Raw genomic sequence first — 23163 nt, 5'->3', positions numbered from 1 at the left:
TTTAACGATTGGATAAGACGATGATGAAATCTATTTTTCTGGGCGCGGCGTTGGCCCTGGCAACGCCATGGGCCGCGATGGCGGCAGAGCCGATCACCCGTTTCGACGTGGCGGAGGATCACACCCGGTTTGCTTTTGCCCCCGCACCGGTGCACGAAAGCGGCATGCCCGCCCATGGCAATCCCTTTGTGACCCAGGGCTACATCTATCCTGCCGGCACGCTGAAAGACGGCATGGACGGAGTCCTCGCGGATGGCAGTCCGGCCTTCCCCGAGCTTGTCCTGGGCACCTGGACCTGTGACGGCTGGTTCGTGGGTCAGGGGGGCGATGCCACGACAGGCGTCTGGCTTGTTAGCCGCCAGATCCTGCAGTTCACCTCCGGCGATGTGATCATCACCCAAGGCACCGAACTTGCAGATGTTGGCGTTGCAAATATCCGTCCCATCACCGGCGCAACTGGTGCCTTTGATGGTGCGGGCGAGGTGATGGAGCAAACGCTTCTGGGTTTCAACACGCATATGGGGGTGCAGACGCGCCTTGTCATTCCCGAGGATGACTACGCCGCCCAATACCGGTTCTTCGAAGACTGATTTTTCAACACTTGCCGTCCCTATCGCGCGTCCCAGTGGGCGGGAGGTAGGGCACGGCCCTTTTTCAAAAGGAACACTTCATGACAATGCATCACACTGAAGGTCTGGCCTTTCGCGCAGCCCAGCCGGACGACGCGGATCATCTGGCCAATTTCGCCGTTCTGGCCAGCAAGGGTCTCGCGGAGATCACCTGGGAAGACCTGCGGGAGGGGGATGAGACGGCATTGGACGTCGGCCGCCGCCGCGCCGGGCAATCCACGGGTGGATTTTCCTACCGCAATGCGGATGTGGCCCTGCGGGCAGGCGCGGTCATCTCTGCCATCATCTCCTACGCCATCGAACAAAGCGGGCCCATGGATACGTCCGGCGTGCCCGAGATCTTCCACCCCCTGATCGAGCTGGAAGAGCAGGCGGCGCCAAGCTGGTACGTGAACATCCTCGCCACCTATCCAGACGCGCGCGGGCTGGGGGGGGCGTCTGCCCTCATGGCGGGGGTAGAGACGCGCGCGAAGAAACAGGGGCACAGCCGGATGAGCATCATCGTTGATGCGGTGAATCCGGCCATGAAGCTCTACGAACATCTGGGCTATGCAGAGGTGAGCCGTGCCGCCTTTGCCCAGCCTGAGCCGGATGATCCTGACGGGTTCTGGGTGCTGATGATCAAGAAACTGCGGTAGGCACGTCACGCACCGGGCGGCAGGGCGGGTTAAGACAGTCCGGCCTGCCGTTCACCGCGCTGGAATCAGGGTGAAAACGGTTCGTTCTGCCTGTGCTCGGGCAAGACATTTCGCGCGCGTTCCAAAACCGATGGCGTTTGCGGAAAGCCGCGCTAAGTGGATGAGCAACCAAGAATACCAGGGATCGATATGAGCGGAAAACCCAGTGTTGCGATCATCGGCGCGGGCCTCAGCGGCTTGCGTCTTGCACAGCGGTTGACGCCCTTTATGCAGGTAACCGTCTTTGAGAAGTCACGCGGGCTGGGGGGGCGCATGTCCACACGTCCGAAGGATGGATTCGCGTTCGACCATGGGGCGCAGTACTTCACCGCGCGCGGTGCGGATTTCGAGGCCTTTCTGCGCCCTTATCTAGAAAACGGCACGGTGCAGCCGTGGGCGCCACGCCTCGCACAGCTGGCAGGCAAAGACGCACCGCCGCACTGGACCGCGCCGCGCTATGTTGCGACACCCGGGATGACAGGCCTGGCAAAAGCCATGGCGGCCGAGCTGACTGTGCACCGCGCCGTTCAGGTGGACCGGCTGGTCCGGTCCGGCGATCAATGGCAGATGCTGGACGCGGAAGAGACCGATCTGGGCCGGTTCGATTGGGTGATCAGCACGGCACCATCCCCGCAGACTGCCCGCCTGATGCCGCCCGCGTTCGCCGGTCACCCGTCACTTGAAGCCGCGGTGATGCAGGGGTGTTATAGCCTGATGCTGGGGTTTGACACGCCACAGATGCTCGACTGGGATGCCGCGTGGGTGGGGCAAGATCCGCTGGCCTGGATTGCCGTGAACACCTCGAAACCCGGGCGTCCCGCCCAGTACTGCATCGTGGCACAGACCAGCAACAGTTGGGCCCAAGCCAATCTGGAACGGGATCAGGATGCCATACGGACCGAGTTGATGGCCACAGTTGAGATGGTCACCGGTGTTGCAGCATCGACTGCCGCTTACATCGGCCTGCACCGATGGCGCTATGCCAGCGTGGCCACGCCATCAGCTACGCCGTTCCTGATCGATCCGGACAACCGGCTCGCCGCTGCGGGAGATTGGTGCGGCGCAGGCAAGGTCGAGGCGGCGTTTGACAGCGCCTCCTCCCTCGCAGAGGCGCTGGAGATTACCCTGACGGGGTGAGGAATGCTGCGACCCCGGCGTAGATCAGCCGCAGGGCCAGCAGGGTCAGGATCACGTTCAGGATGCGTTTGAAACGGGCCTCGTCAATGCGCATGAGGACCGAACGTCCAACAATCGTGCCCAAAAACCCGGCAAGGATCAGCAGGGCGATAAAGCCCGCCCATTGCGTGAAGGCAAAGCCCAGCAGGCCAAAAGCGACGGTTTTCAGCAGATGTTGCGCGGTCATCATCACCGCATGGGTGCCGACATGGGCGACCCGGTCGAGGTCCAGCGTTTTCACGAAGGCCGCGACAAACGGGCCTGTGCCGCCGACAAACATGGTCAGAAAGCTCGAAAAGGCACCGGTGACAGCGGACGAACGCTGCATCAATGCCGGGATCGGCAGGAAAACGGTCCACAGGATGAAGGCCCCGACCGTGATCTGCAAGATACCGGCATCGAGCTGCACGACAACGCTGCTTGCCAGCGCAATGCCGATCACGGCACCGATGAGAAAGGGGATCAGGGCGCTTCGGTGAATGTGCCTGAAAAACAATATCGTACGGCCAGCATTTGATCCAAGTTGGACAAGCCCATGCACTGGGATGATGGCGGGCACAGGCAGCAGTGTGGCCAGAACCGCCAGCATGACAGCACCACCGCCGATTCCGAAGGCCGCCGTGATCAGGGAGCTGAAAAAACTGACCGCGATGGTCGCCGTTGCAATGGGCCAGCCGAGACCGGCGTGCATCAGATCAGCGAGCATTCTGGGATACGGTCGCTGACCGGCGCGCTGTGATAGATCGCTGGTAGAACATGAGGTACTTCTTGCAATACATTGATATATTAAACGACTTTCACGGCCATCTGTCCGAGGCCCTCAATCGCGAGGTCCATGTCATCGCCTTTCTGAACAGGCCCTACGCCCGCAGGGGTGCCCGACAGGATGACGTCGCCTGCCGCCAATTCGAAATAGTCAGACAGGTAGGAGATCATTTCCGGCACCTTCCAGATCAGCTGGTTCAGATCACCTTCCTGCCGCAGCGCGCCATTTACCCGCAGCGTGATCGCACCGTGGTCGGGATGTCCGACGTCCGCAACGGGATGCACCGGACCAACGGGTGCGGAGCGTTCAAACGCCTTGCCGATTTCCCACGGGCGCCCGGCCTTCTTCATCTCGCCCTGTCGGTCCCGGCGCGTCATGTCCAGCGCCAGCGCGTAGCCAAAGACGTGGTTCAGCGCCTCGGAGACGGGGATTTCCGTGCCGCCCGACCGCAGCATCACCGCCAGTTCCGCTTCGTGATGCACGTCAGAGGATTGCGCCGGGTAGGGGAACTCCCCGCTGGGGTCGAGATTGTCGGGGTTTTTCTGAAAGAAGAACGGTGCCTCGCGGTCAGGGTCATGGCCCATTTCGATAGCGTGGGCGGCGTAGTTCCGACCGATGCAATAGACCCGGCGTACGGGGTACAGCGCGCTGCTGCCCGCAACCGGCAAGGCGATGATTTTTGGGGCATCTATGACGTAGTCAGGCATTCTTTCTCCACCGCTTCTGATCCGGGTTGTCTGACCATACCGCAATTGAAGCCGGGCGAAACCACTCTCTTGAGCGCGCGTGAAAGAGGCACAGACGAAGGGTTTTGCCCGCGCCCGCCGCGGCCTATAAGACGGGTACTGGGACGGAAACGATATGAGATTTCCAGCGGTTGGTCCCGGCATAGGTCCTGCGCAGCCGGGGCATGACAACAAGGACGGCACAATGCATTCAACGATGAAATCAATGCTGCGCGATCATCCGGCGGACGCCTTGGCCTTTGGTGCGCCAGGCAGGTCTTGGATGACCTACGGCGGGCTGCGCGACCTGTCCCGAGAGGTTGCCGATGCTCTGCACGCAATGGGGATTGGGTCCGGAGACAGGGTGACCATTGTGCTGCCGAACGGGCCGGAGATGGCTGCGGCCTTTGTGACAATCGCGCAGGTCGCAACCACAGCGCCGTTGAACCCCGCCTACCGTGAGGAGGAATATGATTTCTATCTGTCTGACCTGAATGCCAAGGCGCTTGTGGTTGCCGAAGGCGAGGAGGGGCCGGCCGTGGCAGCCGCGACCAAGGCGGGGATGTCCATTGTTCGGCTCTGCGTGCCCGAGGGGGCGGCGGCGGGCTATTTCTCCCTGCAGTCGGAGGCGTCCGGGGCGGCAGACACGCGGGCACCGGAGGCAGATGATGTGGCGCTGATCCTGCACACCTCCGGCACCACTTCACGGCCCAAGATCGTGCCGTTGAGTCAGGCGAATGTCGCGGCCTCGGCGCAGCACGTGGGGGCGTCGCTAGACCTGTCTCCTGCGGATCGGTGCCTGAATGTGATGCCGCTTTTCCATATTCACGGGTTGATTGCTGCAGTGACGGCCTCGCTGGCTGCCGGGGCGTCGATCTGGTGTGCGCCGGGGTTTGACGCGCTGCGGTTCTTCGGCTGGATGAAGGATGCGCAGCCCACGTGGTACACGGCGGTACCCACGATGCATCAGGCGATCCTGACCCGCGCCCCGCGCAACGCCGAGGTGGTTGCGCAGGGCCGTTTGCGTTTTCTGCGCTCTTCTTCCGCGTCCCTGCCTGCGCAGGTCATGCGCGCGCTGGAAGAGACATTCGCTGCGCCGGTGATCGAAGGCTACGGCATGACAGAGGCGGCCCACCAGATGGCGTCGAACCCGCTGGGCGCGGGTCGGCAGAAACCCGGCTCGGTTGGCGTGCCCGCAGGGCCGATGGTGCGGATTGCCCATGAGGCGGAGGATCACCTCATGGAGGGGACCGGCGAGGTGGTGATTTCCGGCCCCAATGTCACGCCCGGCTATGAAGGCAACGCCGAAGCCAATGCAAAAAGTTTTTTCGAGGCGGAGGGGCATCGCTGGTTCCGGACCGGCGATCAGGGCGCCTTTGACGCGGAGGGGTATCTGCACCTCACGGGGCGGTTGAAAGAGATCATCAACAGGGGTGGTGAAAAGATCAGCCCGCTGGAAGTGGATGGCGTGCTGATGGATCACCCGGCGGTGGCGCAGGTGGTCACCTTCGCCTTGCCGCATCCCAAGCTGGGCGAGGAGGTCGCCGCTGCCGTGGTGCTGCGCGAGGGGCAAGAGGCCAGCGCGCAGGACATCCGCGATTTTGCCGCGACCCGGATGGCCGATTTCAAAGTGCCGCGCCGCGTGATCGTGATGGAAGAAATCCCGAAAGGGGCCACCGGCAAGATGCAGCGGATCGGTCTGGCAGAGAAACTCGGGCTGGTGGAGGGGGCCTGATATGTTTCTTTTCATACATGAAGTTTTCTGCGCAACGCATTGCTACGGAATAGAAAAAGATATGTATCAATGAAAATATGCATCTTTGGGGCCGGGGCGATTGGCGGCTACATGGGGGTCAAGCTGGCCCAGGCCGGGGCGGATGTCAGCCTGGTGGCGCGGGGCCCGCATTTGGCCGCGATGCAGCAGAACGGTCTGACGCTGATCGAGGACGGGCAGGAAACCACGGTGCCGGTCACCGCCAGTGACGATGCAAACACGCTGGGGCCGCAGGACTATGTGATCGTCACGCTCAAGGCGCATTCGGTGCCCGCCGTGGTGCCCATGATGCAGCCGCTGATCGCCGATCATACGGCAATTGTCAGCGGTGTGAATGGCGTGCCCTGGTGGTATTTCCACAAGATCGGCGGACCGCTGGAAGGCACACGGGTGCAAAGCGTCGATCCCGGGGATGCACAGTGGAACGGCTTTGGCCCGGACAGGGTGCTGGGCTGCGTGGTTTATCCGGCGGCGGAGGTCAGCGCGCCCGGCACGGTCCGTCATATCGAGGGCAATCGCTTTTCACTGGGGGAGCCGGACGGCTCGAAATCCGACCGGGCGCTTGCGCTCTCCAAGGCGCTGATGGCGGCGGGGCTGAAAGCGCCGGTGCGGCCCCGGTTGCGCGACGAGATTTGGGTCAAGCTTTGGGGCAACCTGTCGTTCAACCCAATCTCTGCGCTGACCCATGCCACACTGGATGTGCTCTGCACCGATCCCGGCACGCGGGCCGTGGCGCGCGGTATGATGGTCGAGGCGCAGCAGATCGGGGAAGCGTTGGGCGTGAAATTTCCCATCGACGTGGAGCGGCGGATTGATGGCGGTGCGGCGGTTGGCGCGCACCGGACCTCTATGCTGCAGGATCTGGACGCGGGTCGTCCGATGGAGATCGACGCGTTGGTCAAATCCGTTCAGGAGTTGGGGCAGATCACGGGAGTACCGAGCCCCACCATCGATACCGTGCTCGCTTTGATCCAGTTGCGGGGCAGGACGGCGGGGCTTTACTGACAGCGCCCGGCGGCTTTGAGACCGGGCGCGGATTGCGCCCTAACGCCGCAGCGGGTTTCTGGCCTTGCGCATCCCGTCGTTTGCGCCATCTGATGAGGGAGAGTTTCGCGGGACGCATCATGGTATTGAAGATCGCCAATCTGGCAAAACGATACGCTGAGGGCGGCGAGGCCGTCCTGAAAGATGTCTCTTTCGACATGGCCGCGGGAGAGACCCTCGCCCTCGAAGGGGAATCGGGCAGTGGCAAGAGCACGCTCTTGCATCTGGTGGCCGGGCTGGACCGGGTCAGCGGCGGTCGGATCGAGGTGGATGGCGCGGATATCACCGGTTATTCCGATGCCCAGTCGGCCCAGATGCGGCGCCGGGTCGTGGGGCTGATCTTTCAGCAGTTCAACCTGATCCCCAGCCTGACAGTCGAGAGCAACATCGCCTTTCACGCACGTCTGGCCGACCGGCACGATGCGGCATGGGCGGCGCATCTGGCGCAGGTCATCGGGTTGGATGCGCATCTGCAGAAATATCCGGAGGCCTTGTCGGGCGGGCAACAGCAACGGGTGGCGATTGCCCGCGCCCTGGCGGCGCGCCCCCGGTTGCTGCTGGCCGATGAACCCACCGGAAATCTGGATGAAACCACGGCAGATGCGGTGCTCAAACTGATGCTGGAGACTGCTGCCGAAGCGGGCACGGCGCTGTTGATGGTCACCCATTCTCCGCGTCAGGCCGCCCGCATGCAGCGCCGGTTGACCCTGTCCCACGGCAGGGTGCATGCAGCGTCGCCCGCGAGGCATGTGTCGTGATCCGACTGGGTCTGTCGGCGCTGCTGTCTCACTGGCGGCGCAACCCCTGGCAATTTGCCACCCTTATCGCCGGTCTGGCGCTGGCGACGGCCCTGTGGTCCGGCGTGCAGGCCATCAACGCCGAGGCGCGCGCGAGCTATGATAGTGCTGCTGATGTGCTGTCCGGCGGGGGGCTACAGCAGATACGCCGGGCGGATGGCGCGCCCCTGCAGGTGGCGGAGTATGTCGGGCTGCGCCGCATGGGCTGGCAGGTGAGCCCGGTGCTGGAAGGCACGTTGGATCTCGGCGACCGGACGATCCGCCTCACGGGGATTGAGCCGCTGACTCTGCCGCAGGCCGCCGCCGGCGACACGCCCGTGCAGTCCGCCGATCCCGACGATGGGCTCTTTGCCGAGGGTGATGTGGTCTTTGTCCATCCCGATGATGGGACGCTTTTCGACGGGCGCGCGGTCACCGTTCGGCCTGACGCATCGCGCGCCCCCGGCACCGCCGTGACCGACATCGCCACGGCAGAACGCATGTTGGAAACCCGCGATAAGATCACCCGGTTGATTGTTGCGCCCACGCAGCCCTTGGGCCTACCCGCCTTACCGCCGCGCTATGTGATGACAGCACCGGGCACCCAGAACGACGTGGCGCGCCTGACCGAGAGCTTTCATCTCAACCTCACCGCCTTTGGCCTGCTGTCCTTTGCCGTTGGGATTTTCATCGTCTATGGCGCGGTGGGGCTGGCCTTTGAACAGCGGCGCGGCGTGTTTCGGACCCTGCGGGCACTTGGCCTGCCGCTGCAGACCCTGATGGGGTTGCTGACGGTTGAATTGGGTGTCTTTGCGCTGATTGCCGGGGGCGTCGGTGTGACCCTGGGCTACCTGATCGCGGCGGCGCTGCTGCCGGATGTGGCGGCAACGCTGCGCGGGCTTTACGGGGCCGACATCACGGGCCAGCTACGGCTGCGCCCGGCGTGGTGGCTTTCCGGTCTCGGCATGGCGCTGGCGGGCACGGCCATTGCCGCCACGGCGGCCCTGATCAAACTGGCGCGGCTGCCCCTTTTGTCCTTCAACCATCCGCGCGCGATGAGCATGCATGCCGCAGGTGCGGCGCGCTGGATGGCGGCTGTCGCCCTCGGGCTTTTTGCCCTTGGGGCCGTGATCGCCTGGGGCGGGCAGGGCCTATTCGCCGGGTTCGCATTGCTGGCCTGTCTGTTGATCGGGGCAGCCTTTTGCCTGCCATTGCTGCTGTCTTCGGCGCTGCTGCTGGCGGGGCGTCTGCACCGCTCCGTGCTGGCCGAATGGTTCTGGGCCGACAGCCGCCAGCAACTGCCCGGCCTCTCCATGGCGCTGATGGCGCTGCTGCTCGCGATGGCCGCAAACATCGGAGTATCCACTATGGTGTCGAGCTTCCGGCTGACCTTCACCGGCTATCTCGATCAACGGCTGGCCTCGGAACTCTACCTGACGGCGCAGACCTTCGAGGAGGCGCAGCAACTGACCGCCTTTGCGCAGTCCGAAGGTGCCACCGTGTTGCCGATCATCTGGCAGGACCTGCGCATTGGCGGCTTACCGGCAGAGATTTACGGCATTCGCGACCATGCCACCTATCGCGAAAACTGGCCCTTGCTGGCGGCGGTGCCGGATGTCTGGGACCGGGTGGCGCGGAGCGAGGGCGCGTTGATCAACGAACAACTGGCGCGCCGCAACGATCTTGCGCCGGGGGACATGCTGGAAACCGGCGACAGGGTGCTTGGCGTCTATGGTGACTATGGCAATTCCGCCGGGCAGGTGGTGATCTCGGACGCGCTCTTTGCCCAGCGGTACCCCGAGGTTCAAGCGCTGCGTTTTGGTCTGCGTACGGAGGATGCCGCCCGCCTGTCCGAGCGGCTGGAGGCGCGGTTCGACCTCACCGAAGACGCGCTGATCAACCAGTCCGAACTCAAAGCCTTCTCGCTGGCGGTCTTTGAACGCACTTTCTCCGTCACCGCAGCGCTGAACGTGCTGACGCTTTCGGTGGCCGGGCTGGCGCTGCTCATCGGGTTGCTGACCCTGGCAAGCCTGCGGTTGCCGCAACTGGCGCCGGTCTGGGCGCTGGGGCTGACCCGCCGCCACCTCGCCACGCTTGAACTCGCGCGGGCACTCTGTCTGGCGGTTGTGACCGGGGTGCTGGCGGTGCCGCTGGGGCTGGCGCTCGCCTGGGTGCTGCTCGCCGTGGTCAATGTCGAGGCCTTTGGCTGGCGTCTGCCCATGTTCCTCTTCCCGCTGGATTACCTGAAACTGGGGGCGCTGACGCTGCTGGCCGCCTTTCTGGCCGCACTCTGGCCCGCCGTTCGTCTTGCGCGGACGCCGCCTGATCAACTGCTCAGGGTGTTCAGCAATGAACGTTAGGTCTTTCCTCCTATGCACCTTCATGGCGCTGGCCTTGCCCACAGTGGCCGCCGCGCAAAGTTTTGCAGGCCTTGGCAGCGACGCCGAAGGCTTCGCCACGCCCGAACGCGGATACGTCTTTCAATTTCCCAAAGACCACGGCGCGCATTCCGCTTACCGGATCGAATGGTGGTACCTGACCGCTAATCTGCAAGACGCCGAGGGCACGGCCTACGGGCTGCAGTGGACGCTGTTCCGCAGTGCGATGGCACCCGAAGAGCGCGCAGGATGGGACAGCCCGCAGCTGTGGCTGGGCCACGCGGCGGTGACAACCCCCAGCGCGCATTTCGTGGCCGAACGCCGTGCGCGCGGTGGCATCGGGCAGGCGGGCGTGGTGGCCGATCCTTTCGAGGCCTGGATCGACGAATGGCACATGACCGGGGCCGATATGCAGCAGATGCACCTTGCTGCGGCGGGAGATGATTTCGCCTATGACATGCAGCTGAGCGCCAAAGGCCCGCTGATCTTTCATGGCGAAGACGGCTATTCACAGAAATCCGCCTCGGGGCGGGCGAGTTACTATTACTCGCAGCCCTTCTTTGAGATCACGGGCACCCTGATCCTGCCGGAGGGGCCGGTTGAGGTCACCGGGCAGGCATGGCTGGACCGGGAATGGGCGTCCCAGCCTCTGGGCGCGTCGCAGGTCAGTTGGGACTGGTTTTCCATGGCCTTCGAGGGGGGCACGCGCTTGATGGGCTTCACCCTGCGCGACAGTGCGGGGCCGGATTACACCGCGGCCACCTGGATTGAACCGGACGGGCGCGCCACCGCCTTCCCCGATGGCGCTTTTTTCGCCGAACCACTAGCGCAGAGCGATGTCGCCGGGCGTGACATCCCCACGCGCTGGCGCGCCGTGCTGCCGGATAAAGGCGTGGATGTGACCGTCGAGGCAATCAACCCGCAGGCCTGGATGGCGACCTCCATTCCCTATTGGGAGGGGCCGGTGGTGATCTCGGGCAGTCATAAAGGGCGCGGCTATCTGGAGATGACGGGCTATTAGGCGGCCACCTGACGTTTGGTCAGACCTCATTCCATGGTGTAAGTGCTTTGCGGGGCCGCGCGCGGGTTGTAGAATTTGCAGGAACTCTACGGAAAGGATGCGCATGAGCCGCTCGGGAACAGTCACGCGCCGCAGCCTGATGATCGGTGCTGTCGCAATTGCGGGCGGCGTGGCCTTTGGCAGCTACAAGGTGCTGGTGCCGCATGCCAACCCGCTGGCCAAGGGGCTGGGCCCGGACGAAGCAAGCTTCAACCCCTTCATCCGCATCACGCCCGATGGCATCACGCTGATCCTGCAGCATGTGGATCTGGGGCAGGGGGCCGCCTCCGTGCAAGCCGCGCTGATCGCCGAGGAGATGGATATCGCGTTCGGGCAGTTCGCCGTTGAGCATGCGCGCCCGGATCCCGCCTATTACAACACCGCCATGGCGGATGAGGCCGTGCCCTTCATGTCCACCGATACCGGGTTTGCCGCCGAAACCATGCGTGGCGCGATGGGGGCGGTGATCAAATTGGCGGGGGTGCAGGTCACCGGTGGCTCGACATCGGTGCCCGACAGCTACGAAAAACTGCGTGTCGCCGGTGCCGTTGCGCGCGAGACTCTGAAGGCCGCCGCCGCGCTGGAAACCGGTCATGACGTGGCCCTGCTGACGACCAAAGACGCCCATGTGATCCTGCCGGACGGGCAGGAAATTCCCTATGTCGCCCTTGCCGCCACAGCCGCCACGTTAGAACCTGTCTCGGATGTGGCCTTACGCCCGCCAGAGGCCTGGCGAATGCTGGGAAAGCCGATGCAGCGTCTTGATATCGTGGTGAAATCCACGGGGCAGCAGCGCTATGGGATAGATCTGCAGATGGAGGGCATGGTGTTTGCCGCCGTGCGCTGCAATCCCCGCAAGGGCGGCGCGCTCAATGGTTTTGACGCATCGGATGCCTTGACCTTGCGCGGTGTACAGCAGGTCGTGCCGGTTACCGGCGGCGTTGCGGTGATTGCGGAAAACACATGGTATGCGCTGCGGGCGCTGGAGGCGATTGACTACGACTGGGGGCCAGCCCCCTATCCGGCCGAGCAGATGGATCACTGGGCAGCAGTGGCCGCCGCGTTTAGCCCCGAGACGCTGGACCGGGTCTGGCGCGACGATGGAAATGCCGGCGCGAGGACAGCGGAACATGCTGATATCGAGGTGGAATACCGCGCACCCTATGTGGCGCATCAGCCGCTGGAGCCGCTCAGTGCCGTGGTGCGGGTCACCGATGACCGGGCCGAGGTTTGGGCCGCACATCAAATGCCGCGTTTTGTGCAGAAGCGCGTGGCGGACAAGACCGGGCTGGACCCCGATCAGGTTCTGTTTCACAATCAGTTCGCCGGAGGCAGTTTTGGCCACAGGCTGGAGTTCGACAACATCGACCGCGCGACCGAAGTGGCGATGCAGATCAAGGGCACGCCGGTCAAGCTGATGTTCAGCCGCGAAGAGGATTTCGCGCAGGACTACCCACGCCAGATCGGCATGGCGCGGGCGCGCGGGCAGGTCGAAGGCGGTCAGGTGACGGCGCTTGATCTGGAGATTGCAACGCCCTCGGCTGTGCGCAGCCAGATGGGGCGCATTGGTGTGCCGGTGCCGGGACCGGATACACAGATCGCCGCGGGCGCTTGGAACCTGCCCTACGCGATCCCGCATTTCCGCGTTGCGGCCTATGCTGTACCTGAATTGGCGCCCACAAGCTCATGGCGCTCGGTCGGGGCTTCCACAGCTGGGTTTTTTGCCGAAAGCGCGCTGGATGAGCTTATCCATGCCGCCGGTGCCGATCCGATGGAAGAGCGGTTGCGGCTGATCAATGACCCGGTTGCGCGCAGCGTGCTCGAAGCGGTGGCGGAAATGTCTGATTGGGGCAGCCCCATGGATGACGGGCGGGGCAGGGGCGTCGCCCTTGTCAATTCCTTCGGCGTGCCCGTGGCCGAGGTGGTCGAGGTGACGCAAACGCCTGACGGCATCCGCATTGATCGCGTTTGCGTTGCCGCCGATGTGGGCCGCGTGATTGATCCGGTGAATTTCGAAAACCTCGTTCAGGGCGGCGTGATCTGGGCGCTCGGCCATGCGATCAATTCGGAGATCACCTATGCCGACGGTCAGGCGGAACAATCGAATTACCATGCGGCAGAAGGGATGCGGCTTTATCAAACCCCGGAAATCCTGGTGCGAGGTCTTGAAAACGCAGACAGAATTCGCGGTATCGGAGAACCGCCGGTGCCCCCCGCAGCCCCCGCTCTGGCCAATGCGGTCTTTGCGGCGACCGGCCAGCGGTTGCGCGAGATGCCCTTCAATCGGCACGTTGACTTTATCTGAGACAACACGCGCGCTGTTGCAGCACGGTGGATAAATGGTATCTCACGGGGGCAATGCTGTCGCGGGGGCACCGCGCGGCCTGATTGGAAAGGGTGAGCTCTTGGATTTTGCAGCCTCGGAAGAACAATCCGCAATTTTCGACATGGCATATGCCTTCGGGCAGGAGCACATTGCGCCGCATGCGCAGGATTGGGAAGCGCAGGGCACCATTCCCAAAGAGCTTTGGCCCAAGGTGGCGGAACTGGGGCTGGCGGGCATCTATGTCTCCGAAGAGTTCGGGGGATCGGGTCTCAGCCGTCTTGACGCCACCCTGGTGTTCGAGGCGCTGTCGATGGCCTGTCCTGCGGTCGCCTCCTTCCTGTCGATCCACAATATGTGCGGCGGCATGATCGACAAGTTTGGTTCCGACGAGAGCAAGGCTAAATGGCTGCCGCGGCTGTGTCGCATGGAGACGATCTTTTCCTACTGCCTGACGGAGCCGGGGTCGGGCTCAGACGCCGCCGCCTTGCGCACGCGCGCCGACCGCAGCAACGAAGGTTTCGTACTGAACGGTACCAAGGCTTTCATTTCCGGCGGTGGCTATTCCGACGCATACCTGACCATGGTACGGACCGGCGAAGACGGCCCTAAAGGTATTTCCGCCATAGTTGTCGAAACAGGCAGTGCGGGGCTGTCGTTTGGCGGATTGGAAAGCAAGATGGGATGGCGGGCCCAGCCGACAGCACAGGTGCAGTTTGATGATTGCGCGGTGCCTGCCGAAAACCTTATTGGCGAGGAGGGGCGCGGGTTTTCCTATGCCATGGCCGGATTGGACGGCGGACGCCTCAACATCGCGGCTTCGGCCTTGGGGGGCGCACAGGCCGCGTTGAATGCCGCGCTGAGCTATGCGGGAGAGCGCAAGGCCTTTGGCAAATCCATTGATCAGTTCCAATCTCTGCAGTTCAAGCTGGCCGATATGGAAGTGAAACTGCAGGCCGCCCGCGTTTTCCTGCATCAGGCCGCGTGGAAGCTGGACAACAAGGCACCGGATGCCACGAAGTTCTGTGCCATGGCCAAAGTCTTTGTGACCGATGTGTCCTTTGACGTGGCCAATGATGCCCTGCAAATCCACGGCGGCTATGGTTATCTGGCCGACTACGGTGTCGAGAAGATCGTTCGCGACCTCCGGGTGCATCAAATTCTGGAAGGCACCAACGAAATCATGCGCCTGATCGTGTCGCGTCAGATGATTGCCGATAACGCCGCCTGACAGTGCGTTGATCTGAACCAAATTTAGTCGGGTATTAAGCGTCGCTTCATAACTCTTTGCCATACCTTGGCGCATGACCGGCGCGCCGGCCTCTGCTTGAATGGCACAGGAAAATGATGTGACAGTGACCCATACGACTGATGCGCCAACTGGCCATGGCGTACCAAAAAAAGTGCTGATTGTGGACGATTCCCGGGTTATGCGATCGTGGCTGCGGGCTGTGCTGTCTGCAGATCGACGATTGAATGTCGTGGGTGAGGCCTGCGATGCCATCGAGGCGCGGGACTACCTCAAGGCACACGCCGCGGATGTGCTTACACTGGACATCGAAATGCCCGGAATGAGCGGGCTTGATTTTCTGACCCGGCTGATGCGGGCGCGTCCCATGCCCGTTGTCATGATGTCGAGCCTGACTGCGGCAGGCAGTGATGCAGCCATTCAGGCCCTGTCCCGCGGCGCGATCGATTGCATGGTCAAGCCCTCCTCGGCCTATGGCGAGGAACTCACTCAGGATATCTGCGAACGCGTGTACCACGCAGCCTGCACCCGACCTTCACAATTGCAGATGCGTCTGAAGTCAAACGCGGGCAGTGCTGCGCCACAGGAGGCAGTCGCGACACCTGCCTCATTCGGAGTGCGCGAGCCTTGTCGCCGCGGCGCGATTATCCTTCTTGGGGCCTCTACCGGCGGTGTTGCCGCTTTGGAAACCGTGCTGCCCATGCTGCATCCGGACGGGCCACCTGTGGTGGTTGTCCAGCATATGCCTGGTAATTTCCTGTGCAGTTTTTCTGAGCGACTGAACCGTCAGTTGCGTCAGAACGTATACCTCGCCCGGGAAGGCCATGCGCTGCACAGAGGGGACATCGTACTCGCGCCTGGAAATGGCACCCACACGGAATTGCGACGTAAGGGCGGGCGCTGGTTTTTTCAATTTGTGCCAAACGATCCTCCAGCCTTGCATTGTCCGGCGGTCGATGTGCTTTTTTCTTCCGCTGTTTCCGAAGCGAAAAATGTCTCGGCTGCCCTGCTGACCGGATTGGGTCGCGACGGGGCGGAGGGTCTGTTGAAACTGTCACAAGCCGGGGCGAAGACCTTTGGTCAGAACCAAGATACCTGTGTCGTCTACGGTATGCCGCGTGCCGCGAAAGCGTTGGGTGCGGTGCAGGAGGAAGTATCTCTGGAGCGCATCGGACCTGTGCTGCGTGACAGTCGAATTGTAACACGGCGTCCGCACAATCCGTCGGACACGGTAGCCATCAGATGACTGCATTGCGCATTCACATTACGCAAGGAGAACAGGCAGTCGGGTCCGATCCTGATCTAGTGATCACCACTCTGCTGGGATCCTGTGTATCTTGTTGTCTGTGGGATCCGGTGGCGGGTGTTGGCGGTATGAACCATATGCTGCTGACCACCAGTGCCGCGGAATCTGGAGTCTGTAATCTTGTCGGGATTAATGCGATGGAACTTCTGATCAACGAGATACTCAAAAAGGGTGGCCACCGCGACCGGCTTCGCGCCAAAGCGTTTGGCGGCGCGCAGATGGTGTCTGGCTTGAGTGAGATCGGAAAACAAAATAGCGCTTTCATTTTAACGTTTCTCGAAAAGGAGGGTATCACCTGCGAAGGGCATTCTCTTGGTGGAGAAACAGCAAGACATTTGATGTTCTGGCCGGCCACAGGTCGCGTGATGCAAAAAATCCGTGGCGATGACCTTCAAGAATCTGTGTCTCTAGTGCAGGCGCCTGTCAGTGGCGGGAATGAGCTTGAGCTGTTTTGAACAACCTAGGTAGCTGATGTTAAAAAGCTCAGGTCGGGACCGCTTTAGTGCCAAAAATTGGAAGTTCAATTAGAATTGAGAGCTGATATTACTCACAGAAGTGAATGGTGTTCTGCTTGCTGAACCTAAGATATATTGAGTTTGTGAGATTCGAATCTTGCAGTACTACTGAAAGTAAAAAATTTCTTCGATATGCTGCATGTAAAGTATTTAGTTGAGTGGTGGTAACGTGTTCCTTTCTACTACTTTTGATCGAGAAATTCGCACTACGAGTATACAGTCAGCTATTTTGGGACTAGTTACCGAACGTCGTAAAGGGTTTTAAATTTCAAGATAAAATCATGTAGTGGTAACTTTGTATCCGTTTAGAGTTCACTGGTGGTATTCGAAATCTTTTCGTGCGTTGGGGGGAGCTGAAGGTAGGTGACTCTCAGGTCTTTTACGTAAAAAGTTCATGAGCTCACATTCTTGTATTTGCTGTTAACTTGACTTACGGCTCATGAGAGTTAGCGGGGGTTGTCCTTCAGAAAAGGTCTAAATCACTATCGGCTTCATTTTTATCGCCAAAATGAGGATAGTCCTCGCCGTGTAGCAAAGATTGGGTTGCCTTGAGCTTTAACCCGGCACGTACTTTCTGCAATTCAACTGGACCCAGGTGAGGTTTTTCCTGTCTACTTAACAGAAGTGTCATGAGTGCCAAATCTTCCAAAGATTGGCGTAGGAAATCCAGAGCCTGCAGGTTTTTTATCGTATGCGAATCTGACGTTTTTTGTTCTTCTACCGCTCGACCAATTGTGCTTTCGACTTCGAATACCTGACCGGCGAGCCTGTCCAGGTAGGTTGACATCCTTTCGATTACTTCGCTGATGCGCTCCTCTGAATTGACATGAAGGCCCATCTACAAGCGACCCACCACGGCCTCTATGCAATTGCGTAACCCTACCTGTTCAAATGGCTTTTTCAAGTAGTTATTCATCCCTAGTTTTTTGCCATGATCGACGATTTGTTGCTCGGCGCGGCCGGTAATCAGGATAAACCCGACACCCTTAGTTTTGGGTGAGGTACGCAAATGGTGTAGTAGTTGCAATCCATCCATTTGTGGCATGTTATAATCTGAAATTACCAGGTGAACGGGATGCGTTGCCAGCGCCTTGAGTGCATCCACCCCGTTTTCAGCTGTTGAAACATTCCGTATGCCAAAGGCATCCAATGCTTGCGTAATCAAGCCGCGACTAGTGGACATATCGTCAACAACCATAATTCTAATTTGGTCTCGTAATGACATAGTTATTGCCCCCTTGGCTCTAACGAAATCTGACCGCTGGTATTTATCGGTCTGTAGGTTGTTGGCCCGTCGGTTTCAAAACCTGTAGCCTGTGGATCCGCAATCCTTTCCGAATGACCTAGAAATAGATACCCGTCCGGATGTAGAATTTGGTGAAAGCGGGGCCAAAGCCGATTCTGAGTTTCAACGTCAAAGTAGATGACCACGTTTCTGCAAAATATTACATCCATACTGTGCTGCATTGGCCACTTTGACAAAAGGTTGAGTTCGTTAAACCTTATAAGACTGCGCAGCTTTTCGTTGGCGCAAAAAACTGTTTCCTCCTTATCAGTTCTCTTCACAAAGTACTTTTGCAATAATTCATTCGGGATACCGGAAGTAAGCCGATCCGGGTAGCTTGCTGCCTTGGAAAAATCGATGACTGTGGAGTCGATGTCAGTAGCCAGAATGCGAATATCCATATCGCCAATATCAGGAGCTACCTCCAATAATGACATTGCTATTGAAAATGCCTCTTGGCCATTGGAACACCCCGCCGACCAGATTCTTATCCGGTCACCGTTGCGCAATCTCGGCAAAAAGTCCCTGTTTACACATTTTTGAAGCCTGTCGAAGTGGTGCTTTTCCCTAAAAAAGTGCGAAACGTTCGTGGTTAGTGCGGAAATCATGTGCCGTCTCTCTTGACGTCCCTCATCAGAACAAACGAAAGCGCTGTAATTTTCAAAATCTGGAATATTCAGTGCACGCAATCGATGTCGGAGGCGTGATTGAATCATTGATGTTTTTTCCACCGCCAACTGCAAGCCGCTCTCGCGATAGGCAAGGTGAGCGATAGCTTCAAAGCTCTTCGCGTCGATGACAGTATTTGCGGTTTGAGTTTTCATCATGCTGCGTTGTTCTGAACGGACAATACGATGGAGCTAAGATCCAGAACACGGATCATACGTTCATCGATCAAGGTAATAGCACTAACCACGTTTACGGAAGTGTTGGCTTGCATTTCCGGCGGAGGTTGCAAGTCGTCAGCCGTCAAGGCGATGATGTCGGAGACCGCGTCGACCAGCAGTCCTGTCATAACATCGTCATGGTTGACGACGATTATTACATTTCTGTCCGTGTGTTCTTGTGGTTTGAGACCCAGTCTTTCAGATAAATCCATAACTGGCAAAACCGTACCGCGTAAGTTTATCACACCCTTCATGTAGCTCGGGGCGTGCGGCAACGGAGTGGTTTTTGTCCATCCACGAATTTCGCGTACCGACATAATGTCTAACGAGTATTCCTGGTCGGCCAACTGAAAGGTCAACAATTCGATTGCAGTAGATGTTTCTTTGTCACTCATGCCGTCAGTCCTGTAGATGGTTGGGAGGCCGCCGTGCCGCCCACGCCGATTGCGTTGCTGATTATGTCGGACGTGTCCAAGATCAGTGCGATCTGCCCGTCACCAAGTATGGTGGCTGCGGCGATACCTGGAGCTCGGTAGAAGCTGTCGTCCAATCCCTTAATTACCACCTGCCGCTGATCTTGGATGCTATCGATGATTAACGCTGCGCGGCTGCCATCTTCGTGGGCGATAAGAAGGACGACGGAGCCTTGATAGTCTTCAATGGGATCTCGATACCCGAGCTCCTTTCCAAGATCGAACAAAGGCACAAATCCGCTTCTGACACGAACCACATTTGCGCCTGGCCGCACCATTTCTACATCGTCGTTGGTAAGTGTGAGAGTTTCGATGACAACATTCAGGGGCAGCACGAGCGTCTCATCAGCTACCTGCACTACCATACCATCAAGAACAGCCAAAGTGAGCGGCAATGAAATTGAAAAAGTTGTGCCTGCGCCGGGTGTTGACGCGATTGAGATGCGCCCGCCAAGCGCTTGGATCGAAGTGCGAACCACGTCCATGCCAACACCACGCCCAGAGAGATCTGATACGACGGAGGCGGTCGAAAAACCCGGTAAGAACAGGAGGTTATCTATTTCTGTATCGGACAAGGACGCGTCCGCAGGTACGAGACCCTTATCCATGGCGATCTGCAGGACTTTCGGCCGGTTGATCCCGCCACCGTCATCTGAGACTTCAATTACTACTCTTCCTGAGCGATGCGCAGCTGTCAGGTTGACTTGCCCCTGTTCAGGTTTACCAGCTGCAACTCGATCTTCTGAACTCTCGAGACCGTGATCTACTGCATTGCGGATCATGTGAGTCAACGGATCGGCCAGTCTCTCGATCACTGTCTTATCGACTTCCGTACTCTCACCTTCTGTATTCAGGCGCACATCCTTCCCAACGGCGGATGATGCTTCGCGGACAATCCGTGACATGCGTTGGAACAGCGATTTCACCGGTTGCGCCCGGATCATCATGACGCTGTCCTGAATGTCTCGGGTCAGGCGCTGGAATTCCTCTAGCCCATTCATCGCATCCGAATGCGGCGAGAGGCCGGAGCTTTCGAGACTTTGAGACAGCATTGCCTGATTGATGACAAGTTCGCCAACCAAGTTTACTAACCGTTCAATGCGATCCAGATCCACACGCACAACGGACTTGGCGGCGGCGGCTTGAGATGACGCTTTGGGTGGTGAAGCCTTTGGCCTGGCAGCGCCATCAGGTTGGGAGGTCACCTCTGGTTCTGGTCGTTCATCTTTGACAGGTTCATCCACTGGAGCAAGCGGTGGAATTTCCGGTGCGGCGTCGACATCCTTCGGCTGATCTTCGGCCTCCGCCTCGGTAACTGGTTGCTCGGGCACATCAGGTTCTTCGGCATCACCTGAAGCATCGCTTTTCTCGATACTGAGCGTGCACAAGCCTTCGACAAACTCAAAGGCCGCCGAAATCTCTGCTTCGTCCACGTCTGTCTTCAACTCGATCGTCCAGGACAAGTAGGATTGCTCTGGAACAAGCGTGTCGAAATCGGGCAGCTCATCCAAGTGACAGGTAACGGTGCATTCGCCTAGCTCATCCAGCGTCCGCAGCATGTGAAAGGGTTCATTGCCGGTTTCAAACAGATCATTGTCCGGTTTGAAGCGAATTGTGAAACCCGTGTCAGAAGATGAGGGGAGATCCTCCAACGCTGGGAGGTCTGGCAAATCAGGCCCGCCGTCCTCTTCGTCACCCAGATCAAGGTCAAAGGATAGTGCCGCAGGCTGGAAATCGATCTCTTCCTCTTCCACTTCTTCCTCTGCCGCGCCAGTTTCGCCTAGAAGACCGTCAAGAGAGGCCAGAAGTTTTGCCGTTTCATCTTTGGGCAGATCACCGTCGTCCCGGCTGATCCGCACCAGGTCCGAAAGGTGATCCGCGCATTGGAAGAATATCTTGCGGGCGTCGCTCTCGGGTGACATTCTGCCCGCGCGTACCTCATCCAGGACCGTTTCGAAACGGTGGGCAAACCGCACAAGCGCTTCCAACCCGAAAGCACCGGCGCCCCCTTTGATGGAATGAACCGCACGAAAGACGACGTTGATCGTTTCGGGGTCTTCATCTCCATCATCCAGCGCCTGCAGCCCATCCTGCAGCGCCTCCAGAAGCTCCTCGCACTCGATGAAGAACGAGGCGCGGATTTCTGCCATGGGATCATTGGACTCTGACATCGGACCCCCTTATCCCGCAACCATCTGCAAAGCCTTGATCAGCTTTGAGGGATCAAATGGTTTCACAATCCAACCGGTGGCCCCGGCATCGCGCGCGCGCGCTTTCAACTCAGGCGCCGCTTCTGTCGTGAGAACCAGAATAGGCGTGGCGCGATGTTTATCCTGACCGCGCACCGCGTCGATAAATCCGAACCCGTCCATACGCGGCATGTTGATGTCCGTGATGATCGCGTCAGGTTCAATACCGTCCAGTATCTCGATCCCGTGCACGCCATCATCGGCGGTGTGTACGTTGAAACCTGCAGGCAGCAGAGCGAGGCGGATCATATCGCGCATGGTGCGGCTGTCATCCACGGCCAGAATTTCCAATGTCATGTGCGTCCCCTTGCAACAGCTTCTGGTGTCATGCCCATGACCCGCAGCTGATCAATCACCCGGTCGGAGACATTGATCAGCGAGACCGAACGGCCAGCCTCAACAGCGCTCGTCGCGGCAGACAGAATAACTTGCAGGCAAAGCGTGCCGAGGTGCTTTACATCCGACAGATCCAGAACGAGTTCCCCGTCGGAGTGTTCTTTCAGCGTGGTTGCCAAAGCGGAGGCTGCGGGCAGGTCGAGCCGGGGAGCGAGTTGGACAGGGGCACTCATCGCGCTCTCCTCAAATTGCAAGATCTTTGCAGGTGCATCGCTCTCTCCACATCGGCTTTGTACATGAGTGAAGCGGTTGTAGAGCGCAGTCCGTTAAGACGGGGTTACCCGCTAAAAACTTTTGAGGGCCAAACGCCAACACAGAGTTTCTAGAGCGGAAAATGAGAAACCCCGACACTCGTGGCCGGGGTTTTCATACATGTACTTTGGTGGAGCGGTTCAAGCGCGGCGTCGGCGCCCTCCGCTGCGACCGGCACGTCCGCGCCCTTCCTGCCCGGGTTTCGGCGCTTCCTTGTTGAACGCGATCCACGCCCCCCCGTGCGGGTCATTATTGGTCAGGAAATTCGCGGCTCGAATCGCTTCCATTTCCTTGCCGGGACGCGGTTTGGTCGATCCAAGGCCGGTGAGCTGGCAAAAGAGTTCCAGATCCATATCGTCCGGAAACACGACGCCCGCAGCTGCGAGTTCCAGTTTCTTGGCCTCAATCTTGGCGGCGGGCACGGGCAGGGCAACCGGGTTCATGATCGCCGATGTCATCCCGGCCCCCATGGCCATCGGCAGAAAGGCGTTGTTGATGCCATGCCGGTTGGGTAATCCAAAGGAGATGTTGGACGCACCACAGGTGGTGTTCACCCCAAGCTCTTCGCGCAGACGCCGTACGAGGGTAAAGACCTGATGCCCCGCGGTGGCCATGGCGCCAATGGGCATAACCAGCGGATCGACGACAATATCATGCGCGGGGATACCAAAATCAGCGGCGCGTTCGACGATCTTCTTGGCGACGGCAAAGCGCACGTCGGGGTCTTCGGAAATACCGGTGTCGTCGTTGGAAATGGCCACCACCGGCACATTGTATTTCTTGACCAGCGGCAGCACGATTTCCAGTCGCTCTTCCTCTCCGGTCACGGAATTCAGCAGGGGGCGCCCTTCGCAGGCTTCAAGGCCGGATTCCAGCGCGCCAGGCACCGAGCTGTCGATGCAGAGCGGCACGTCAACAATGGCCTGCACCCGCTCCACCAATTCCTTCATCAGCGGCGGCTCGACAAAGTTGTTGTCGGCATAACGGGCATCTTCGGCCATCTTGTTGGTGAAAACGGCCCCCGAATTTATGTCCAGGATGTTCGCGCCTGCAGCCACCTGAGCAATTGCATCCGCCTCGACCATGGTGAAATCACCCGCCTCCAACTCCATCGCCAGCTTCTTTCGGCCCGTGGGGTTGATCCGTTCGCCAATGACGCAGAAGGGCTGATCAAAGCCGATGATCGCGGTCTTGGTCTTGGATTCGACAATTGTACGGGTCAT

The 23163-nt window shown here is 59.7% G+C and carries 22 protein-coding genes; 12 read left to right on the top strand and 10 right to left on the bottom strand.

What is annotated here, in order from left to right; genetic code table 11:
- Nucleotides 1-23 precede the first annotated feature (23 nt).
- From Q1A52_RS19990 to Q1A52_RS19980, 3 genes are all read left to right on the top strand, one after another.
- On the top strand, nucleotides 24-590 hold the full coding sequence (locus tag Q1A52_RS19990) for a hypothetical protein (protein WP_300019344.1): 567 nt from the start codon (nucleotides 24-26) through the stop codon (nucleotides 588-590).
- A gap of 80 nt (nucleotides 591-670) precedes the next feature.
- The gene (locus Q1A52_RS19985) at nucleotides 671-1267 is read left to right on the top strand and encodes a GNAT family N-acetyltransferase (protein ID WP_300019342.1); all 597 of its coding nucleotides are present in this window, start codon (nucleotides 671-673) and stop codon (nucleotides 1265-1267) included.
- Nucleotides 1268-1456: 189 nt separating this feature from the next.
- The gene (locus Q1A52_RS19980; protein ID WP_300019340.1) at nucleotides 1457-2443 is read left to right on the top strand and encodes an FAD-dependent oxidoreductase; all 987 of its coding nucleotides are present in this window, start codon (nucleotides 1457-1459) and stop codon (nucleotides 2441-2443) included.
- Here Q1A52_RS19980 and Q1A52_RS19975 read toward each other — a convergent pair.
- A complete protein-coding gene (locus Q1A52_RS19975) occupies nucleotides 2427-3188 on the bottom strand; it encodes a sulfite exporter TauE/SafE family protein (protein WP_300019338.1) in 762 nt (253 codons plus the stop codon). The two genes, Q1A52_RS19980 and Q1A52_RS19975, sit on opposite strands and share 17 nt — an antisense overlap.
- 80 nt (nucleotides 3189-3268) lie before the next feature.
- Nucleotides 3269-3955 (bottom strand): fumarylacetoacetate hydrolase family protein, encoded by a 687-nt coding sequence (locus tag Q1A52_RS19970; protein ID WP_300019336.1) that lies wholly within the window; start codon nucleotides 3953-3955, stop codon nucleotides 3269-3271.
- A gap of 223 nt (nucleotides 3956-4178) precedes the next feature.
- Here Q1A52_RS19970 and Q1A52_RS19965 point away from each other — a divergent pair, with 223 nt between their 5' ends.
- The 9 genes from Q1A52_RS19965 to Q1A52_RS19925 all read left to right on the top strand — a co-directional run bounded on the left by Q1A52_RS19965 (nucleotide 4179) and on the right by Q1A52_RS19925 (nucleotide 16338).
- Entirely contained in the window at nucleotides 4179-5708 is a 1530-nt protein-coding gene (locus tag Q1A52_RS19965; protein WP_367278077.1) for an acyl--CoA ligase, read from the top strand.
- 69 nt (nucleotides 5709-5777) lie between these two features.
- Nucleotides 5778-6752 (top strand): 2-dehydropantoate 2-reductase, encoded by a 975-nt coding sequence (locus Q1A52_RS19960; RefSeq protein ID WP_300019332.1) that lies wholly within the window; start codon nucleotides 5778-5780, stop codon nucleotides 6750-6752.
- Nucleotides 6753-6871: 119 nt separating this feature from the next.
- Nucleotides 6872-7549 (top strand): ABC transporter ATP-binding protein, encoded by a 678-nt coding sequence (locus Q1A52_RS19955; protein ID WP_300019330.1) that lies wholly within the window; start codon nucleotides 6872-6874, stop codon nucleotides 7547-7549.
- Nucleotides 7546-9927 (top strand): FtsX-like permease family protein, encoded by a 2382-nt coding sequence (locus Q1A52_RS19950; protein WP_300019328.1) that lies wholly within the window; start codon nucleotides 7546-7548, stop codon nucleotides 9925-9927. Before Q1A52_RS19955 ends, Q1A52_RS19950 begins: the two co-directional genes overlap by 4 nt.
- A complete protein-coding gene (locus tag Q1A52_RS19945) occupies nucleotides 9917-10966 on the top strand; it encodes a lipocalin-like domain-containing protein (protein ID WP_300019326.1) in 1050 nt (349 codons plus the stop codon). The genes Q1A52_RS19950 and Q1A52_RS19945 overlap by 11 nt, the downstream gene beginning before the upstream one ends.
- A 103-nt stretch (nucleotides 10967-11069) precedes the next feature.
- Nucleotides 11070-13310, top strand: coding sequence for a molybdopterin cofactor-binding domain-containing protein (locus tag Q1A52_RS19940; protein ID WP_300019324.1), 2241 nt, complete (start codon nucleotides 11070-11072; stop codon nucleotides 13308-13310).
- Between the two features lie 100 nt (nucleotides 13311-13410).
- Entirely contained in the window at nucleotides 13411-14559 is a 1149-nt protein-coding gene (locus tag Q1A52_RS19935; RefSeq protein ID WP_300019533.1) for an acyl-CoA dehydrogenase family protein, read from the top strand.
- 100 nt (nucleotides 14560-14659) lie between these two features.
- Nucleotides 14660-15823, top strand: a complete 1164-nt coding sequence (gene cheB / locus Q1A52_RS19930; RefSeq protein WP_300019322.1) for a chemotaxis-specific protein-glutamate methyltransferase CheB — start codon at nucleotides 14660-14662, stop codon at nucleotides 15821-15823.
- Nucleotides 15820-16338: a chemotaxis protein CheD gene (locus tag Q1A52_RS19925; RefSeq protein WP_300019320.1), complete on the top strand. Its 519-nt coding sequence runs from the start codon at nucleotides 15820-15822 to the stop codon at nucleotides 16336-16338. The genes cheB and Q1A52_RS19925 overlap by 4 nt, the downstream gene beginning before the upstream one ends.
- 523 nt (nucleotides 16339-16861) lie before the next feature.
- On the opposite strand, the gene Q1A52_RS19920 is transcribed toward Q1A52_RS19925, so the two are convergent.
- The 8 genes from Q1A52_RS19920 to Q1A52_RS19885 form a co-directional block, all read right to left on the bottom strand.
- Complete coding sequence (locus Q1A52_RS19920; RefSeq protein WP_300019318.1) at nucleotides 16862-17185, bottom strand: hypothetical protein; 324 nt, start codon at nucleotides 17183-17185, stop codon at nucleotides 16862-16864.
- Between the two features lie 51 nt (nucleotides 17186-17236).
- A complete protein-coding gene (locus Q1A52_RS19915; RefSeq protein WP_300019316.1) occupies nucleotides 17237-17623 on the bottom strand; it encodes a response regulator in 387 nt (128 codons plus the stop codon).
- A gap of 2 nt (nucleotides 17624-17625) precedes the next feature.
- A complete protein-coding gene (locus Q1A52_RS19910) occupies nucleotides 17626-18507 on the bottom strand; it encodes a protein-glutamate O-methyltransferase CheR (protein WP_300019314.1) in 882 nt (293 codons plus the stop codon).
- Nucleotides 18507-18965 carry a chemotaxis protein CheW gene (locus tag Q1A52_RS19905; RefSeq protein ID WP_299783209.1) on the bottom strand — a complete coding sequence of 153 codons (459 nt, stop codon included), beginning with the start codon at nucleotides 18963-18965 and terminating at the stop codon, nucleotides 18507-18509. Before Q1A52_RS19905 ends, Q1A52_RS19910 begins: the two co-directional genes overlap by 1 nt.
- Nucleotides 18962-21214, bottom strand: coding sequence for a chemotaxis protein CheA (locus Q1A52_RS19900; RefSeq protein WP_300019313.1), 2253 nt, complete (start codon nucleotides 21212-21214; stop codon nucleotides 18962-18964). Before Q1A52_RS19900 ends, Q1A52_RS19905 begins: the two co-directional genes overlap by 4 nt.
- Nucleotides 21215-21223: 9 nt before the next feature.
- Nucleotides 21224-21589 (bottom strand): response regulator, encoded by a 366-nt coding sequence (locus Q1A52_RS19895; protein WP_300019311.1) that lies wholly within the window; start codon nucleotides 21587-21589, stop codon nucleotides 21224-21226.
- Nucleotides 21586-21861, bottom strand: a complete 276-nt coding sequence (locus tag Q1A52_RS19890) for an STAS domain-containing protein (protein WP_300019309.1) — start codon at nucleotides 21859-21861, stop codon at nucleotides 21586-21588. Before Q1A52_RS19890 ends, Q1A52_RS19895 begins: the two co-directional genes overlap by 4 nt.
- 219 nt (nucleotides 21862-22080) lie before the next feature.
- On the bottom strand, nucleotides 22081-23163 hold the full coding sequence (locus Q1A52_RS19885) for a methyltetrahydrofolate cobalamin methyltransferase (RefSeq protein WP_300019307.1): 1083 nt from the start codon (nucleotides 23161-23163) through the stop codon (nucleotides 22081-22083).

This window comes from uncultured Roseobacter sp., assembly GCF_947488185.1.
Lineage (GTDB): Bacteria > Pseudomonadota > Alphaproteobacteria > Rhodobacterales > Rhodobacteraceae > Roseobacter.
The sequence above is the reverse complement of the archived record's forward strand: the minus strand, read 5'-3'. Positions and strand labels throughout refer to the sequence as shown.

Bases quoted from the DNA above. Each gene is read 5' to 3' on its own strand.
- Q1A52_RS19990 (WP_300019344.1), top strand. From the start codon at position 24: ATGAAATCTATTTTTCTGGGCGCGGCGTTGGCCCTGGCAACGCCATGG.
- Q1A52_RS19985 (WP_300019342.1), top strand. From the start codon at position 671: ATGACAATGCATCACACTGAAGGTCTGGCCTTTCGCGCAGCCCAGCCG.
- Q1A52_RS19980 (WP_300019340.1), top strand. From the start codon at position 1,457: ATGAGCGGAAAACCCAGTGTTGCGATCATCGGCGCGGGCCTCAGCGGC.
- Q1A52_RS19975 (WP_300019338.1), bottom strand. From the start codon at position 3,188: ATGCTCGCTGATCTGATGCACGCCGGTCTCGGCTGGCCCATTGCAACG.
- Q1A52_RS19970 (WP_300019336.1), bottom strand. From the start codon at position 3,955: ATGCCTGACTACGTCATAGATGCCCCAAAAATCATCGCCTTGCCGGTT.
- Q1A52_RS19965 (WP_367278077.1), top strand. From the start codon at position 4,179: ATGCATTCAACGATGAAATCAATGCTGCGCGATCATCCGGCGGACGCC.
- Q1A52_RS19960 (WP_300019332.1), top strand. From the start codon at position 5,778: ATGAAAATATGCATCTTTGGGGCCGGGGCGATTGGCGGCTACATGGGG.
- Q1A52_RS19955 (WP_300019330.1), top strand. From the start codon at position 6,872: ATGGTATTGAAGATCGCCAATCTGGCAAAACGATACGCTGAGGGCGGC.
- Q1A52_RS19945 (WP_300019326.1), top strand. From the start codon at position 9,917: ATGAACGTTAGGTCTTTCCTCCTATGCACCTTCATGGCGCTGGCCTTG.
- Q1A52_RS19940 (WP_300019324.1), top strand. From the start codon at position 11,070: ATGAGCCGCTCGGGAACAGTCACGCGCCGCAGCCTGATGATCGGTGCT.
- cheB (WP_300019322.1), top strand. From the start codon at position 14,660: ATGGCACAGGAAAATGATGTGACAGTGACCCATACGACTGATGCGCCA.
- Q1A52_RS19925 (WP_300019320.1), top strand. From the start codon at position 15,820: ATGACTGCATTGCGCATTCACATTACGCAAGGAGAACAGGCAGTCGGG.
- Q1A52_RS19920 (WP_300019318.1), bottom strand. From the start codon at position 17,185: ATGTCAACCTACCTGGACAGGCTCGCCGGTCAGGTATTCGAAGTCGAA.
- Q1A52_RS19915 (WP_300019316.1), bottom strand. From the start codon at position 17,623: ATGTCATTACGAGACCAAATTAGAATTATGGTTGTTGACGATATGTCC.
- Q1A52_RS19910 (WP_300019314.1), bottom strand. From the start codon at position 18,507: ATGAAAACTCAAACCGCAAATACTGTCATCGACGCGAAGAGCTTTGAA.
- Q1A52_RS19905 (WP_299783209.1), bottom strand. From the start codon at position 18,965: ATGAGTGACAAAGAAACATCTACTGCAATCGAATTGTTGACCTTTCAG.
- Q1A52_RS19900 (WP_300019313.1), bottom strand. From the start codon at position 21,214: ATGTCAGAGTCCAATGATCCCATGGCAGAAATCCGCGCCTCGTTCTTC.
- Q1A52_RS19895 (WP_300019311.1), bottom strand. From the start codon at position 21,589: ATGACATTGGAAATTCTGGCCGTGGATGACAGCCGCACCATGCGCGAT.
- Q1A52_RS19890 (WP_300019309.1), bottom strand. From the start codon at position 21,861: ATGAGTGCCCCTGTCCAACTCGCTCCCCGGCTCGACCTGCCCGCAGCC.
- Q1A52_RS19885 (WP_300019307.1), bottom strand. From the start codon at position 23,163: ATGACCCGTACAATTGTCGAATCCAAGACCAAGACCGCGATCATCGGC.